Origin of the sequence: Streptomyces sp. NPDC048420, from assembly GCF_040651535.1 — a bacterium.
In the GTDB taxonomy this organism is placed as follows: Bacteria; Actinomycetota; Actinomycetes; order Streptomycetales; family Streptomycetaceae; genus Streptomyces.
In genome coordinates this window covers 192,030-206,971 of the sequence record NZ_JBEZKG010000013.1, presented here as the reverse complement: position 1 = coordinate 206,971, position 14,942 = coordinate 192,030, and the positions used below count along the sequence as shown (strand labels likewise).

At 69.4% G+C, this 14,942-nt stretch carries 12 protein-coding genes and 1 pseudogene; 6 read left to right on the top strand and 7 right to left on the bottom strand.

The genetic code is table 11. The annotated features are described in order from the left end of the window. Positions 1–204: 204 nt before the first annotated feature. From iolC to AB0D34_RS25770, 3 genes are all read left to right on the top strand, one after another. Complete coding sequence (iolC, locus tag AB0D34_RS25780; protein ID WP_362665201.1) at positions 205–1,182, top strand: 5-dehydro-2-deoxygluconokinase; 978 nt, start codon at positions 205–207, stop codon at positions 1,180–1,182. A 70-nt stretch (positions 1,183–1,252) separates the two neighbouring features. Further along, on the top strand, positions 1,253–3,127 hold the full coding sequence (iolD, locus tag AB0D34_RS25775) for a 3D-(3,5/4)-trihydroxycyclohexane-1,2-dione acylhydrolase (decyclizing) (protein ID WP_362665199.1): 1,875 nt from the start codon (positions 1,253–1,255) through the stop codon (positions 3,125–3,127). Between the two features lie 35 nt (positions 3,128–3,162). Then, positions 3,163–3,948 (top strand): GntR family transcriptional regulator, encoded by a 786-nt coding sequence (locus tag AB0D34_RS25770; RefSeq protein WP_362665197.1) that lies wholly within the window; start codon positions 3,163–3,165, stop codon positions 3,946–3,948. A 12-nt stretch (positions 3,949–3,960) separates the two neighbouring features. Here AB0D34_RS25770 and AB0D34_RS25765 read toward each other — a convergent pair whose 3' ends face one another. Together AB0D34_RS25765 and AB0D34_RS25760 are read right to left on the bottom strand one after the other, a co-directional pair. Continuing rightward, positions 3,961–4,944: an aldo/keto reductase gene (locus tag AB0D34_RS25765; protein WP_362665195.1), complete on the bottom strand. Its 984-nt coding sequence runs from the start codon at positions 4,942–4,944 to the stop codon at positions 3,961–3,963. A 107-nt stretch (positions 4,945–5,051) separates the two neighbouring features. After that, a complete protein-coding gene (locus tag AB0D34_RS25760; protein ID WP_362665193.1) occupies positions 5,052–5,714 on the bottom strand; it encodes an NUDIX domain-containing protein in 663 nt (220 codons plus the stop codon). Between the two features lie 134 nt (positions 5,715–5,848). Here AB0D34_RS25760 and AB0D34_RS25755 point away from each other — a divergent pair, with 134 nt between their 5' ends. Then, positions 5,849–7,573, top strand: a complete 1,725-nt coding sequence (locus AB0D34_RS25755; protein ID WP_362665191.1) for an acyltransferase — start codon at positions 5,849–5,851, stop codon at positions 7,571–7,573. Between the two features lie 1,057 nt (positions 7,574–8,630). Here AB0D34_RS25755 and ugpC read toward each other — a convergent pair. From ugpC to AB0D34_RS25735, 4 genes are all read right to left on the bottom strand, one after another. Further along, positions 8,631–9,818 carry a sn-glycerol-3-phosphate ABC transporter ATP-binding protein UgpC gene (gene ugpC, locus AB0D34_RS25750; protein WP_362665189.1) on the bottom strand — a complete coding sequence of 396 codons (1,188 nt, stop codon included), beginning with the start codon at positions 9,816–9,818 and terminating at the stop codon, positions 8,631–8,633. A gap of 90 nt (positions 9,819–9,908) precedes the next feature. Next, positions 9,909–10,742, bottom strand: coding sequence for a carbohydrate ABC transporter permease (locus AB0D34_RS25745; RefSeq protein WP_362665187.1), 834 nt, complete (start codon positions 10,740–10,742; stop codon positions 9,909–9,911). Beyond that, positions 10,742–11,701 carry a sugar ABC transporter permease gene (locus tag AB0D34_RS25740; RefSeq protein ID WP_362665185.1) on the bottom strand — a complete coding sequence of 320 codons (960 nt, stop codon included), beginning with the start codon at positions 11,699–11,701 and terminating at the stop codon, positions 10,742–10,744. The genes AB0D34_RS25745 and AB0D34_RS25740 overlap by 1 nt, the downstream gene beginning before the upstream one ends. Before the next feature lie 70 nt (positions 11,702–11,771). Further along, a complete protein-coding gene (locus AB0D34_RS25735; RefSeq protein ID WP_362665437.1) occupies positions 11,772–13,016 on the bottom strand; it encodes an ABC transporter substrate-binding protein in 1,245 nt (414 codons plus the stop codon). A gap of 177 nt (positions 13,017–13,193) precedes the next feature. On the opposite strand from AB0D34_RS25735, the pseudogene AB0D34_RS25730 reads away from it, so the two are divergent. Both AB0D34_RS25730 and AB0D34_RS25725 read left to right on the top strand, forming a co-directional pair. Then, positions 13,194–13,295 (top strand): annotated as a pseudogene (locus AB0D34_RS25730) (IS5/IS1182 family transposase); the annotation flags it as partial. Between the two features lie 576 nt (positions 13,296–13,871). Beyond that, complete coding sequence (locus AB0D34_RS25725) at positions 13,872–14,018, top strand: hypothetical protein (protein WP_362665183.1); 147 nt, start codon at positions 13,872–13,874, stop codon at positions 14,016–14,018. Between the two features lie 65 nt (positions 14,019–14,083). Here the strand turns inward: AB0D34_RS25725 and AB0D34_RS25720 are convergent, their stop codons facing one another. Continuing rightward, entirely contained in the window at positions 14,084–14,941 is an 858-nt protein-coding gene (locus tag AB0D34_RS25720; RefSeq protein WP_362665181.1) for a sulfurtransferase, read from the bottom strand. Between the last annotated feature and the right edge of the window lies 1 nt (position 14,942).

Here is a 14,942-nt window from a genome sequence, read left to right as displayed (position 1 = left end):
CATCGAGAACGCGGCAGTTGCGTTGGGACGGAATCCAATCCCCGGGGCGCGTCCGCTGTCAATACTTTGTTAAGACATCATTTCACAATCAGGTCCGAATGTAAGTACAAACTATTGACAGCGTTGCCCTTCGGGTCCTACACCTGGGGAAGCAGTGGGCCCTTCGGGCCCCACGTCCCAGGCCGGATCCGAGGAGCGTCGCGCATGGCCGAGTCAGTCCAGCACTTCGACGTGATCAGTATGGGCCGGATCGGAGTTGATCTCTACCCGCTCCAGTCGGGGGTGCCCCTGGCGCAGGTCCGGTCCTTCGGCAAGTTCCTCGGCGGTTCGGCCGCGAATGTCGCGGTCGCCGCGTCCCGGCTCGGCCGCTCCACCGCGGTCATCACCCGTACCGGGGCCGACCCGTTCGGGACGTATCTCCACCAGACCCTCACGGAGTTCGGCGTCGACAACCGCTGGGTGACACCGGTGGAGGACTGTCCGACCCCGGTCACCTTCTGCGAGATCTTCCCGCCGGACGACTTCCCGCTGTACTTCTACCGCCGTCCCAAGGCCCCTGACCTGGAGATACACACCGACGAGCTCGACTACTTCGCGATCCGCGCGGCCCGGATCTTCTGGATCACGGGCACCGGTCTGAGCGAGGAGCCGAGCCGCTCGGCGACGCTCGCCGCCCTCAAGTGCCGCGACAAGGCGGGCACCACGGTGTTCGACCTCGACTGGCGCCCCGCGCTCTGGAGTGACACAGCCTGGCAAAACCCCGACGAAGCCCGCCCGTACTACACCGAGGCCCTGCGCCATGCGACCGTCGCGGTCGGCAACCTCGACGAGTGCGAGATCGCCACCGGCGTCCGTGAACCCCGGGCCTGCGCCGAGGCCCTGCTGGCGGCGGGCGTGGAGCTGGCCGTGGTGAAGCAGGGCCCGAAAGGCGTCCTGGCCGTGCACCGCGACGGCACCACGGCCGAGGTCCCGCCGATCGCCGTCGAGGTGGTCAACGGCCTCGGCGCGGGCGACGCGTTCGGCGGCTCGCTCTGTCACGGCCTGCTGTCCGGCTGGGACCTGGAGCGGACGGTCCGGTACGCCAACGCGGCCGGCGCCCACGTCGCCGCCCGCCTCGCCTGCTCGTCCGCGATGCCGACCCAGGCGGAGGTCGACACTCTCCTGAACGGCGTCTCGCCGTGACCCGCCGTATCGCCGAACAGTTCACCGATCACCCCCACCTCCTCCTCCACACCGCACCGGAGAAGTCCTGATGAGCAGCACCACCCGCCTGACCGTCGCCCAAGCCCTGGTCCGGTTCCTGTCCGTGCAGTACACGGAGCGGGACGGCGTACGGCACCGGCTGATCGCCGGGACCTGGGGCATCTTCGGCCATGGCAACGTGGCGGGGATCGGGCAGGCCCTCCTGGAGGCGGGTGAGGACGCGATGCCGTTCCACCAGGGGCGCAACGAGCAGGCGATGGTCCACGCGGCCGTGGGCCACGCCCGCCAGCTGAACCGCCTGTCGGCCCAGGCGGTCACCACGTCGATCGGCCCGGGCGCCACGAACCTGGTCACCGGCGCGGCCCTGGCCACGATCAACCGCCTCCCGGTCCTGCTCCTGCCCGGCGACTACTTCGCCACCCGCGCCGCCGACCCGCTCCTCCAGCAGCTGGAGCACCCGACGGAGGCGGACCTGTCGGTGAACGACACCCTGCGCCCGGTGTCCCGCTACTTCGACCGCGTCCACCGCCCCGAGGCCCTGATCCCCTCCGCCCTCCAGGCCATGCGCATCCTGGCCGACCCGGCCGAGACCGGCGCGGTCACCCTCGCCCTCCCCCAGGACGTGCAGGCGGAGGCGTACGACTGGCCCGAGGAGTTCTTCGCAGAGCGGGTGTGGCGGGTACGGCGGCCCGCGCCGGACCCGGTGGAGCTGGCGGAGGCCGTACGGGTGATCCGGGCCGCCGCCCGCCCCCTGATCGTGGCGGGCGGCGGAGTCCACCACAGCGAGGCCGAGGCGGCCCTGAAGGCCTTGGTCGACGCCACCGGCATCCCGGTCGCCTCCACCCAGGCGGGCAAGGGCTCCCTGCGCCACGACCACCCCGCGGACCTCGGCGGCATCGGCCACACCGGTACGGCGGTCGCCGACGACCTCGCGCGCACCGCGGACCTGGTGATCGGAGTGGGCACGCGCTACTCCGACTTCACCACCGCCTCCGGCACCCTTTTCCAGAACCCGGACGTGCGCTTCCTCAACCTGAACATCACCGCCTTCGACGCCCACAAGCTGGCCGCGCGGACCGCCGTATGCGATGCGCGGGCAGGTCTGGAAGCGCTCGCGTCGGCGCTCGAAGGCCATCGCGTGGACGCGTCCTACGAGGCCGAGTACGGCACCGGCAAGAAGCACTGGGAGCAGGTGGTGACGCAGGCCTACGGCGCCGCCGACGACAACGCTGTCCCCACCCAGACCCAGCTGCTGGGCGCCCTGGACGCGGTCGTGGGCGACGAGGACGTGGTGATCAACGCGGCGGGCTCGCTCCCCGGCGACCTGCACAAGCTGTGGCGGGCCCGCAGCCCCCGCCAGTACCACCTGGAGTACGGCTACTCCTGCATGGGCTACGAGATCCCGGCGGCGATCGGCGTCCAGCAGGCGACCCCGGACACGCCGGTGTGGGCGCTGGTCGGCGACGGCACCTATCTGATGATGCCGACGGAGCTGGTCACCGCGGTCCAGGAGGGCCTGCCGATCAACCTGGTCCTCATCCAGAACCACGGGTACGCCTCGATCGGCGGCCTGTCGGAGTCGGTGGGCGGCGAGCGGTTCGGCACCGCCTACCGCTACCGGGCCGCCGACGGCACCTTCAGCGGGGCCCCGCTCCCGGTGGACCTCGCCGCCAACGCGGCGAGCCTCGGCATGGACGTACTGCGCGCCAAGACCGTACGGGAGCTGCGCGAGGCCCTGGCCACGGCCCGCGCCTCGGACCGCCCGACCTGCGTGTACGTCGAGACGGACACCGCGACCCCGACCGCTCCCCCGGCGGAGGCGTGGTGGGACGTTCCGGTGGCCGAGACGGCGTCGCGTGAGGCCGCCACGGCGGCACGGACCGAGTACGACCGTCAGGTCGCCACCCGCCGCACCCATCTGTGACGCCCCGCCCCCGACCCCCACAGGGAGGTACCTCCATGGCGAAGACCGGCGACAGGTCCCGTGCCGCGTCCGCCCCCGCGCTCGACTGCCTGGACTTCGCCCTGGACCGGGGAAGCCCGGTGCCGCTGTACTACCAGCTCGCCCGGCAGCTGGAGGAGGCGATCGAGCACGGGGTGCTCGCCCCGGGAAACCTCCTGGGCAACGAGATCGACCTCTCGATCCGCCTCGGCCTGTCCCGCCCGACCGTCCGCCAGGCCATCCAGACCCTGGTGGAGAAAGGCCTGCTGGTCCGCCGGCGCGGGGTGGGCACCCAGGTGGTGCACAGCCAGGTCAAACGCCCCCTCGAACTGAGCAGCCTCTACGACGACCTGGAGGCGGCCGGGCAGGGTCCGGCGACCCGGGTCGTGCGCAACGCGACGGTGCCGGCGTGCGCCGACGTGGCGGCCGCGCTGTCCGTCCCGGAGGGCAGCCCGGTCACCCAGCTGGAACGCCTGCGCCTGACCCACGGCGAGCCGGTGGCGTTGCTGTGCAACTACCTCCCGACCGACCTGCTCGACCTCGACAGCGACCGTCTCGAGTCCACCGGCCTCTACCGCATGCTGCGCACCGCCGGTGTCACCCTGCACAGCGCCCGCCAGACCATCGGCGCCCGTTCCGCGACCGCGGAGGAGGCTGCCCGTCTCGACGAGAAGGAGGGCTCAGCGGTCCTGACCATGCAGCGCACGGCCTACGACGACACGGGCCGCCCGGTCGAGTACGGCACCCACATCTACCGCGCCTCGCGGTACGCGTTCGACTTCCAGCTGCTGGTCAGACCCTGAGGAACGGCGGGATCAGTGGGCCGCGTCCAGTCGGGCCCGCTGCTCCCGCGTCAGTTCCAGGTCCACCGCGGCCAGGTTCTCCTCCAGTTGGGCCACGGAGGACATCCCGACGAGCGGGACGATCGGGAGCTCGGCGCCGATCTGCCAGGCAAGAACGACCTGGTTGACGGTCGCGCCGATCTCCTTCGCCACCTCGCCCAGAACCTTCAGGCGGGCCGGGGTGCCCGGGTGGTCGAAGTCGGAGGGCAGCCGGTCCGGGTGGGTGTAGGCGCCCTTCAGCAGCGGTGAGTAGGCGACGAGGGTCAGGCCGGGCTCGGCCCGCAGATAGTTCAGCAGGTCGGGGCCGGCGTGGCCGAGGCTGCCGTCGGGGAACAGGGCCTCGGGGATGTCGGTGCGGGGCCGCAGATGGCTGTGTGCGTACTGGAGGACCTCATAGCCGGCCAGCCCGGCCGCGGCGGCGAGCGCACGGGCGCGTTCGACCCGCCAGATCGCGTGGTTGCTCGCGCCGAGGAGGCCCACCGTGCCCTCGGCCACCAGCTCCGCGAATCCTTCCACCGTCTCCTGGAGGGGGACCTTGTGGTCCTCGATGTGCGCGTAGAGCAGGTCCAGCTTCGCCACGCCCAGGCGTTCCCGGCTGCGTTCCGCGGACTCGCGGATCACCTTCGCCGACAGGCCCTCGGCGTTGTCGATGTAGCTCGTGCCGGGGGCCAGGGGGCGGGCGCCGAGCTTGGTGGCGATGAAGATCTCGTCGCCGATGCCGCGGCTGCGGCGCCACCGGCCGAGCAGTTCCTCGCTCTGGCCGCCCTGGCCGCCGTCCTCCCAGAAGGCGTAGTTGTCGGACGTGTCGACGAAGTTGCCGCCGGCCTCCACATAACGGTCGAGGACGGCGAAGGAGGTCTCCTCGTCGGTCCGTGAGCCGAACAGCATCGCGCCGAGCGCGAGGACGCTGACCTCTCGACGGGTCGCCGGGGCGGTGCCGATGGTGCGGTACTTCATGGTGATTCCCTCCCGTGTGTACCCGTCTTCGGGGCACACACGGGAGTCTTCATCTTGAAGCGCACTTCAAGTCAAGGGCCCGCGCACTCACTGGCACTCACCTGCGCTCACTTGGCGAACGGCCCCTCCAGAGCCGCCCATTGGAGCAGCATGATGGTCTTCGCGTCATTGATCTCGCCGGTGCGGATCATCTCCAGGGCCCTGCGGAAGGGCAGTTCGAGGATCTCGATGTCCTCGCCCTCCTCGTCGAGTCCGCCGCCTTCGTGGGTACGGGTCGAGGGGCCGTAGGCCGCGGCGTAGAAGCTGACGCGCTCGGTGACCGAACCGGGGCTCATGTAGACGTCGAAGACATGCCGGACCTCCCCGATGGTGTGCCCGGTCTCCTCGACGACCTCGCGCCGCACGGCGATCTCGGGGTGCTCGTCCTCGTCGTCGAGCAGACCGCCCGGGGTCTCGATCAGCAGTCCGTCGGGGTGCCCGTTGACATACACCGGGAAGCGGAACTGGCGGGTGAGCAGGACGGTTTCGCGGTACGTGTCGTACAGCAGCATGGTGGCGCCGTTACCGCGGTCGTGGGTCTCGCGCTGCTGGGTGCTCCAGGTGCCGTCGGCGCGCTGGAGGTCGAAGGTCGTGGCCCGCTCGACGTACCAGTGGCTGGACAGCAGTTTCACGTCCCGGACCTTGACGCGCGGGTTGCCGGTCAGGTCCAGGCCCGTGCGGTCGAGTCCGGTGCGGCCGCGGCGGTCGGGGGTGTCGATGCCCTCGGTCATCGGACACCCGCAGGGCTGGGGCGGAAGCGGGGGAAGAGCGAGTTGGTCATAACCCGCTTCTACCATTTCGAGCTCGGCCGCGTCGCACACGGCACCCCTTCCCCGGCGGGCCCCACTGTGCCTAACGTGCGCGTATGGATCATCCGCGGCAGCCGTCCGCACGGCACTTCGACCACTGTCCCTGGCTCTTCACCGAGGAGGCGACGGAGGAACAGCGCGCCGCCCAGCGGGAGGTGCAGCGGGCGCTCGGCGGCGACACGGAGATCGGTGAGCGGTGTTACGTCGCCGAGTCCGCGGCGGTGTTCCCGGACCGGCTGCGGCTCGGGGACGACTCGTACATCGCCGCGCACGCCTACATCACCGGGGAACTGAGCGCCGGTTCGGACTGCACGCTGAACCCGTTCACCACGGTGCGCGGGAACGTCGTCCTGGGCGACGGCGTCCGCGTCGGCGCCCACACCTCGCTGCTCGGCTTCAACCACACCATGGCCCCCGACCGGCCTGTCTTCCGGCAGCCGCTCACCACTCGGGGCATCCGGGTCGGCGACGACGTCTGGATCGGCTCCCATGTGGTGATCGTGGACGGCGTGACGATCGGCGACCACTGTGTGATCGGCGCGGGGTCGGTGGTGACGAGGGACCTGCCGGCATGGTCGGTGGCGGCGGGGAATCCGGCTCGGGTGCTGCGGGACCGGCGGGAGGGGCGGACCGCGGGGGCGGGGGCGGCGGTTGCGCCCGGGACACGGTCCGGAGGTGGTCGTACGTCCGTGAACCACCCGGCGAGCGCCCTGACCGCCTTCGCCGACACCGCCCGCGCCCAGGCCGCCGCTCTCCTGGAACGGTGCTGGGACGGCGAGCGGTACGTCGACCGTCCGGGTGTCGCGCCCACCGTGCGGGCCCACTGCGATGCCGTGGAGATCGCCGACCTGTTGCTGGGATCCGTGCCGGGGCAGCTGTCGGCCGAGGAGCACGTGCGACGGCTGACCGGGCTCCAGGATCCGAAGAGCGGTCTGGTGCCGGAGTTCGGCGAACCGTCGCCCGCGGCCGAGGCCGACGGGTTCATCGGTGAGGGAGCCGCGCTCTATCATGTGCTGTGCGTCGGCTACGCGCTCGATCTGCTGGGCGGGGAGTTCCCCCATCCGGTGTCCGGCGTACGTGACATGACGGCACGTCAACTAGTGGCCCGACTGGAGGCGTTGCCCTGGCGTACGGGTGCCTGGGGTGCCGGGGCCTGGGTCGACTCCTGGGCCACGGCGGCCCGTTGGAACCTGCGGCACGGCCACGGTGGTGACGGGGCGCCGGAGTCGTTGTTCGGCTGGCTGCTCACCAGGGCCGACCCGTGGACCGGGATGTGGGGCAGCCCTTCGGCCGAGGAGGGGCGGCTCCAGGTGGTCAACGGCTACTACCGGCTGACACGGGGATCGTTCGCGCAGTTCGGGCTGCCGGTACCGCATCCGGAGCGGGTCGTGGACGCGGTCCTGGACCATGCGCGCGATGCCCGGCACTTCGGTTCAGGCCGGGAGAACGCCTGCAATGTGCTCGACGTCGCCCACCCGCTGTGGCTGTGCACCCGACAGCTCGGTGGAGGCGCCGCGGGCTACCGTTCCGCCGAGATCCGCGACTGGGCCGCGCGGCAGCTGGCCGCGGTCCTGCCGCGCTGGCAGGACGGCCGGGGCTTCGGCTTCGGCCCGGGCACCGTCGGCCCCGGCCCCGAGCCCGGACTCCAGGGCACGGAGATGTGGCTGGCCATCATCTGGTACCTCGCCGACCTACTCGACCGCTCCGACGAACTCGGCTACCGCCCCCGCGGCATCCACCGCCCGGAACCGGCCCGAGAGGGGATTCGGGTGCCGGACTGATCCGGCGGGGCATCGGTGGCTCAGTGAGTCCGGCGAGCTTCGGACTCTCGGCGAGCCTGTGCTGCCGGTCCAGCTCGGACAGCAGCCCCTGACCGGCCGGGCCGAGCCCGACGACGACCGCGATCTCATCCCCTCGCGGGCGAGACGCTCCACGACCCTGTGCGGTGTGGTCCCGCCCGCGAGCCGGACGACCGCGATCAGGTCGAGCATCTGGGACAGGCGGCGTCGGGCCAGAAAAGCCTCGGTCAGAGCCCTGACCACGCCGGACACGTCGGGCAGCGGACCGGTGCACTGCTCCAGCGCCTGCGGGCCCAGGGTGAGGTCCGCCCGGACGCGCTCCTCGCTCCGCTCCACGAGCACCTCGAACATCCGGCGGCACGCCTCGGGGGTGTAGCAGCCGACGGTCCCCGGTGGCGCGCTCGACCGCGTGGGCGAGCCGCGCCGACGGCTCATCGGCGGACAGGCGCACGGCGTGGGCCTCCGGCAGGAGCGTCCCGAGTTGCTCGTCGGACAGCTGCGACAGCTCGTCGTGCGGGATCTCGATCGCGAGGTCCGGGCCGGTCAGCGCACGGGTCAGCCGGCCGACGAGGTCCGTCTCCAGGGTGTCGTAGAGCATGGACGGATCATGGCACCCGGCACTGACACCGCGGCCCGTCCGCTTCCGCCGGACGTCCACCGGACCCATACGAAAGGGCCCCCACAGGCTCTCGCCCGCGAAGACCCTTCGCACCGTCGGGACGACAGGATTTGAACCTGCGACCCCTTGACCCCCAGAAGTGCGGGTCACCTACATTATCGGCACATAACAGACGTAATTCGGCCGTGTGTTGTGCGCCGATAGCCCTTCCGTGCACCATCGCGCACACCGTGTGGTCCCCAACTGGTCCCCAAGCCGCTTCAGAAGAGCGCCTTACACCGGCCGCCGGTGGCGCCTGACACCACGCGCCACCCACACAGGGAACCCATCCTTTCCGGACGCCTGCGCAGTCGACAAAGACCAGCCGCCTCTTGAGTCGCCGGGTGCATGGCTGCGGATCGCGCCCTGTGATGTGCATCGTCAGTCCGCCCTCACTGGATGCGTAAGGTTCGCTCCGGTCGCCGGGTCGAACACGTGAGCCTTGGCCATGTCGACCTGCAGCTCTACCGGTTCGCCCTCGCGGGCACGCGTGGCGGCGTCCAGGCGGGCCACGATGTGTTGGGTGTCGGCGCCGGTGTCGCGCAGGCCCGAGTCCTTGGCGAGCTCCTCGAGTTCGGTGGTCGTCGCGGGCCCGCCCTCCGCGGTGAAGTAGACATACACATCGGAGCCCAGCGACTCCAGTACCTCCACGGTTGCGGTGAAGACCGGGCCCGTCCGGGCCCGGTCGTGTGACAGGCCCACGTCCTCGAATGCCTCCGGTCGCAGCCCGACGATGACCTCGCGGGGTGCGTTCTGCCTTTCCAGCGCCTGCCTCGTACGGTCGTCGAGGGTCAGGTCGCCCAGGGGCGAGCGCAGGGCGCTGGCCTCCAAAGTGGCGTTCAGGAAGTTCATCGCCGGGGAGCCGATGAAGCCCGCGACGAAGATGTTGCGTGGCAAGTCGTACAGTTCGGCAGGTGTGCCGATCTGCTGGACCAGGCCCTGTCTCATGACCACGACGCGGTCGCCGAGCGTCATCGCCTCGGTCTGGTCGTGGGTGACGTACACGGTGGTCGTGCCGAGGCTCCGCTGCAGCCGGGAGATCTGAGTGCGCATCTGTACCCGGAGTTTGGCGTCCAGGTTGGACAGTGGCTCGTCCATCAGGAACGCCTTGGGATCACGGACGATCGCGCGCCCCATGGCCACCCGCTGGCGCTGACCGCCCGAGAGGTTGGCGGGTTTGCGGTCCAGGTGCTCGGTGAGGTCGAGGATCCGGGCGGCTTCCGTCACCTTGGCGTTGATGGAGTCCTTGTCCACCTTGGCCAGGCGCAGCGGGAAGCCCATGTTCTCCCGGACGTTCATGTGCGGGTAGAGGGCATAGCTCTGGAACACCATGGCGACGTCGCGGTCCTTGGGAGCCAGGTCGTTGACGACTCGGTCTCCGATGCGCAGGGTGCCCTCGGTGATGTCCTCAAGTCCGGCGATCATGTTCAGGGTGGTGGACTTGCCGCATCCCGACGGGCCGACCAGGATCACGAACTCGCCGTCGGCGATCTCGAGGTCCACGTCCTTCACGGCGAGGGCCCCGTCGGGAAAACGCTTGGTGACTCCCTCGAGGATGATCTCGGCCATGGATGGTGCCTCCTTGCCTTCATGCCTTCCGGCTCCGAGCACTGCGGTCGGTGTCTCGGACCGGTGGCCTGTCTGCCGCGGTCGGCCCGTTCACCCCTTGACCGCCCCGGAGGTCAGTCCGGCGACGATCCGCCGCTGGAAGAACAGGACGAAGACGATGATCGGGATGGTGATGACCACAGCGGCGGCGGCGATCGACCCTGTGGGCTGCTGGAACTGGGAGCTTCCGGTGAAGAACGCGATCGCGGCCGGCACTGTGCGCGCGGACTCGGTGGACGTCAGCGAGATCGCGAACAGGAAGTCGTTCCAGCAGAAGATGAACACGAGAATGGCCGTGGTGAACACGCCCGGCGCGGCCAGCGGCACGATGACCATCCGGAATGCCTGCGCGGGCGTCGCCCCGTCGACCTTGGCGGCCTTCTCCAGATCCCAGGGGATCTCCCGGAAGAAGGCCGACAGGGTGTAGATCGCGAGCGGCAGGGAGAAGGTCATGTAGGGGATGATCAGCCCGATCCAGGTGTCGAAGATCCCGATGATCCGCTCGATGTTGAACAGTGGTGACACCAGGGAGATCGGGGGGAACATGGCGATCAGCAGTGACATGCCGATGAGCACCCGCTTGCCGGGGAAGCGCAGCCTGGCCACCGCATAGGCAGCCATGGTGCCCAGCGCCACCGCGATCACCGTGGCGATCAGGGCGATACCGATCGAGTTGATCAGCGCGCGGGTGAACTCGGCGGTCTCGAAGATGCCCCGGTAGTTCGCCCAGGTCCAGTCCGTGGGGATGTAGTTGCCGTCCGTCAGGGTGGTGGGGTCCTTGAACGACAGCGCGGCGATCCACCACACCGGGAACAGGGCGTACAGCACCACCACCACGTTCATGACACCCCATCGGGCGGCATGCGTCTTTCCCGCCGCAGCCATCAGCGCTTCACCTCCGCGCCCGGTGCTGCAGTGCCGAACATTTTGACGAAGGCGAAGGCGATGATCCCGACGCAGATGAAGATCAGGACCGAGATCGCCGACCCGATACCCAGGTTCAGCGCGGTGAACAGGTTGTCGTACCCGAGGATCGACAGGGAGCCGGTCCCCTGGGCGCCCGCGGTCAGGATGTAGATGTTGTCGAAGATCCGGAACGCGTCCAGTGTGCGGAAGAGCAGTGCCACCAGGATGGCCGGTTTCATCAGCGGCAGCATGACCTTGGTGAAGCGCTGCCAGGCTGTGGCACCGTCCACCATGGCCGCTTTCAGGGTCTCCTCGGGGACCAGCGCGAGGCCCGCGAGCAGCAGCAAGGCCATGAACGGCGTCGTCTTCCACACCTCGGCGAGGATGATCAGCCAGAGGGCGGGCCACTGCTCGGTCAGCGGGGCCTCTCCGCTGGGCAGCAACTCGGCGAGGTACCCGAGGTCCGGGGTCCAGGCGTACTGCCAGGAGAAGGCGGCGACCACGGTGACGATCCCGTACGGAATGAGGACCGACGTGCGGACGACGCCGCGCCAGAAGATCGTGCGGTGCATCACCAGGGCGAGCCCCATTCCGAGGACCAGTTCGATCGCCACGGACACGGCGGTGATGAACAGCGTGACCCAGAAGGCGTCCCACCAGAACGGGGAGGACAGCACCGCCCCGTAGTTGCTCAGGCCCACGAACTCCGCCTGTCCGGGAAAGCGCAGGTCGTACCGCTGGAGGGACAGATAGACGGCGTACCCGATGGGGTAGGCGGTCACCGCGATCATGACGACGACCGCGGGCGCGCAGAGCAGCCAGCCGAGCCGCCGCTCCTGCCTGGCGCCCGCCGAGAGTGCCGCCCGGTCCGGCTCCGCCTGCTCCGTCTCCGCCTCGGGGGGCGGCGGGGCTCCGGCCGGTTGCGCCCGCGTGCTCATCTCAGGCCGTCCGAGGACGAGGCCCGCGCGCTGCGGCGCCGGCTGACGGAGTGGTGCGGGATGAGGTGGTTCACGGGATCACACCCTCGGATCGCAGGGCATCGTCGATCTGCTCCCTGATGGTGTCGACGGAGCTCTCCGGTTTGATCCCCGACGGCGGAGACAGCGTGTGGGAGACCGCGATCGACACGTTCTGGTAGACCGGAGTGATCGGGCGCACGCTCGCCGACTCCAGGGCGGCCAGCACCTCCCCGGAGAAGGGGTACTCCTTCATGAACGCGGGCTCGTCGTACAGGGCGCGCAGGGTGGGCGGCAGACCGCCCTCGAGCGCGGCGGTGAGCTGGTTGTCCCGGTTGCGCAGGCACAGCGCCGCCTCGAAGGCCAGGTCGGGGTGGCGTGAGTAAGTACTCACGGCCAGATCGATGCCGCCGATGGTGGGCCGTGCCGGGCGGTTCGCGTCGACCCGGGGGTACGGCGCCCAGCGGAAGTTCTTGAACAGTGCGGGGTTGTTCGCCTTCATCGACGGATAGACGAACGGGTAGTTGAGTTCGAACGCCGCCGCCCCCGACTCCATGGCGAGGCGGTTCTGGTCCTCCATCTGGTTGGACAGAGAGGGGTCCGCGGCCGGGGACTTCGCCAGATCACGCATGATCCCGGCGGCCCGCACGGCAGGAGGACCGAGGGAGGGTTCGGTCGCGCTCGCGTTGAGGATGGAGCCGCCCGCACTGTTGATCAGCGTGTTGAACCAGACGGTCAGGCCCTCGTACTGGGCGCCCTGGATCTCCACGAAGTGCGGTTTGCCCTGCCGGGCGAGGGCGCCGGCCATGTCCAGCATCTCGGCCCAGGTCCTGGGTGGGGTGGGCACCAGGTCCTTGCGGTACCACAGGAGCTGGGTGTTGGTGTTGTACGGGACGGCGTACAGATTGCCTTTCCAGGTCGAGGTCTGCAGCGGCACGCGCAAAGTGCCCTCTACGGCCTGCCGCCTCGCCGTCCCCGTCCATTCCCGGATCCAGCGTGCCTCGGCGAACTCCGCCGCCCAGGTGACGTCCAGGCCCAGGATGTCGAGCGAGTCGTCCTCAGCGGCAAGTCTGCGGACAAGCTGCTGGCGCTGGCCGTCCGCAGCACGCGGGAGCTTGTTGTAGCTGATCCTGTAACGGCCGCCCGACGCCTGGCTGCACCGGTCGGCCGCCTTCTGGAGCGCACCGGAGTCGTCGGGGAAGTTGTACCAGTTGAGGGTGGGCCTACCGGAGCCCTCGTCACTGCCACAAGCGGCGAGCACCGACGCCAGCAACGGCAGTACGGCGAACACCCGCAGCCATCGTGTCCTTCTGGGACGTCCCTTCTGACCCGAAACGGGCCGGCAGCCGCACCTCGCGTGCACGCGCTCCACACCTCGCTTCCGGACGGTGGCACGGGACTCGGACCTCGCAGCGTTTCCCTCCCAGCGAACACTAAAGGCCACATAAAGCAAGATCAAGCACATATCGGCTGTCCCGACGTGCGGCTTCGCACGCTGGCGGATGTCTTCGCCTATGCCGCGGCTGAGGGCGTCGAGCTGCGGATGGATGGTACGGAGGTTCGGGTGCGCCGTCCACGGGCGAAAAAGCGCGCACGTCAACGGACCGCTTGGCGCACCTTGACTGGGTCAATGTGCGCTTCACCCCCGGTCAGGTGCGCTGATCCCCAACTGGTCCCCAAAAATGATCAAGGGGCCGTTCCAGATCTCCTCTGAAACGGCCCCTGACCTGCGACTTCGAAAAGTCGGGACGACAGGATTTGAACCTGCGACCCCTTGACCCCCAGTTGCGGAGCCCCTGAGCGGCGTGCGACGGGTCGTTCTTCGAGGTCGGTGTTCAGGGTACTCGGCCGAGTAAAAGAGTCGGTGCACTCAGGCCGCCATGCGGCGGCGGGGCCCACGGCATCTGTACCCGTGCCTCAACAGCCCGTTTCCGCACACCAGCGGACATCACCAGATTCCTCGCCGCAGACAACACCAAGATCAAATCGGCGTGTTGGTTCCCGGCAAGCCCTTGACTTGGCGTTTGTCGTCCGCCGTCGAACGAGCCTCGAACTTGTCTTGGGTTGTGTCTGTTCGCCGGACATGGGGGCGGCCTCCGTCTGATGCCGTGCTCCGTCACAGAGGCACTTGATCAGCGCGAAGGCCGTGACGATGAGTCTGCCGCAGCGAGGCGCCTGGCAGGGTGCGTTCGCGGAACTGTCTTACTTCCGGTCGGAGTCCGTGGAGCACTTCGGGAGCTGCCGCGCGCTCTGCGCCGAGATGCAAGGCGGCGCCTACGGGCTCGTACGCGCCGTCTGATCAGCCACCACAGCACGAACGGCCTGACGGCAGACGTGCCGCCAAACCGTTCACTTCAGCCGCCGTCACCCACTGCCCATCTCGACCGGTGCGCCCACGAGCGAGCCGTACTCGGTCCAGGAGCCGTCGTAGTTCTTGACGTCCGAGTAGCCGAGCAGTTCGTGCAGCGCGAACCAGGTGTGCGAGGAGCGCTCGCCGATACGGCAGTACGCGATGACCTCGCGGTCGGAGACGATGCCCTTGGTCTCGTACAGTTCGCGCAGCTGGACCGCGGACTTGAAGGTCCCGTCGTCGTTCGCGGCCTGCGCCCAGGGGATGTTCGCCGCGTGCGGGATGTGGCCGGGCACCTGCGCCTGCTCCTGCGGGAGGTGCGGGGGCGCCAGCTTGTCGCCCCGGTACTCCTCGGGGGAGCGTACGTCCACCAGGCCGATGCCGGTGTCCTCCTTGGCCAGTACCTCGTCGCGCAGCGCGCGGATCTCCGGGTGTTCCGGCCCGGTGACCTCGAAGGCGGTGCGCGGGTGGTCCGGCACCTCCTGGGTCATCGGACGGTTCTCCAGCTCCCACTTCTTGCGGCCGCCGTCGAGCAGCTTCACCCGGTTGAAACCGCGCAGCCGCAGAAGCCAGTACGCGTACGCCGCGAACCAGTTGTTGTTGCCGCCGTAGAGCACGACGGTGGTGTCGTCCGCCACGCCGACCGCGCCGAGCAGCCCGCCGAGGCCGGCTCGGTCCAGGTAGTCCCGGCCGACCTCGGTGTGCAGGTCGGTCGTCCAGTTCCAGCCGACGGAGCCGGGGATGTGGCGGTTGTCGTAGGCACCGGTGTCCTCGTCGACATCGATGATCCGCACTGTCTTGTCGTCGAGGTGGTCGGCCAGCCAGTCCGTGCTGACCAGTGTCTCCGGGTGTGCGTAGCCGTCGGTGCTCATC

Coding starts and splice junctions, on each gene's coding strand:
- iolC (WP_362665201.1), top strand. CDS start 205: ATGGCCGAGTCAGTCCAGCACTTCGACGTGATCAGTATGGGCCGGATC.
- iolD (WP_362665199.1), top strand. CDS start 1,253: ATGAGCAGCACCACCCGCCTGACCGTCGCCCAAGCCCTGGTCCGGTTC.
- AB0D34_RS25770 (WP_362665197.1), top strand. CDS start 3,163: ATGGCGAAGACCGGCGACAGGTCCCGTGCCGCGTCCGCCCCCGCGCTC.
- AB0D34_RS25765 (WP_362665195.1), bottom strand. CDS start 4,944: ATGAAGTACCGCACCATCGGCACCGCCCCGGCGACCCGTCGAGAGGTC.
- AB0D34_RS25760 (WP_362665193.1), bottom strand. CDS start 5,714: ATGACCGAGGGCATCGACACCCCCGACCGCCGCGGCCGCACCGGACTC.
- AB0D34_RS25755 (WP_362665191.1), top strand. CDS start 5,849: ATGGATCATCCGCGGCAGCCGTCCGCACGGCACTTCGACCACTGTCCC.
- ugpC (WP_362665189.1), bottom strand. CDS start 9,818: ATGGCCGAGATCATCCTCGAGGGAGTCACCAAGCGTTTTCCCGACGGG.
- AB0D34_RS25745 (WP_362665187.1), bottom strand. CDS start 10,742: ATGGCTGCGGCGGGAAAGACGCATGCCGCCCGATGGGGTGTCATGAAC.
- AB0D34_RS25740 (WP_362665185.1), bottom strand. CDS start 11,701: ATGAGCACGCGGGCGCAACCGGCCGGAGCCCCGCCGCCCCCCGAGGCG.
- AB0D34_RS25725 (WP_362665183.1), top strand. CDS start 13,872: ATGAGTCTGCCGCAGCGAGGCGCCTGGCAGGGTGCGTTCGCGGAACTG.
- AB0D34_RS25720 (WP_362665181.1), bottom strand. CDS start 14,941: ATGAGCACCGACGGCTACGCACACCCGGAGACACTGGTCAGCACGGAC.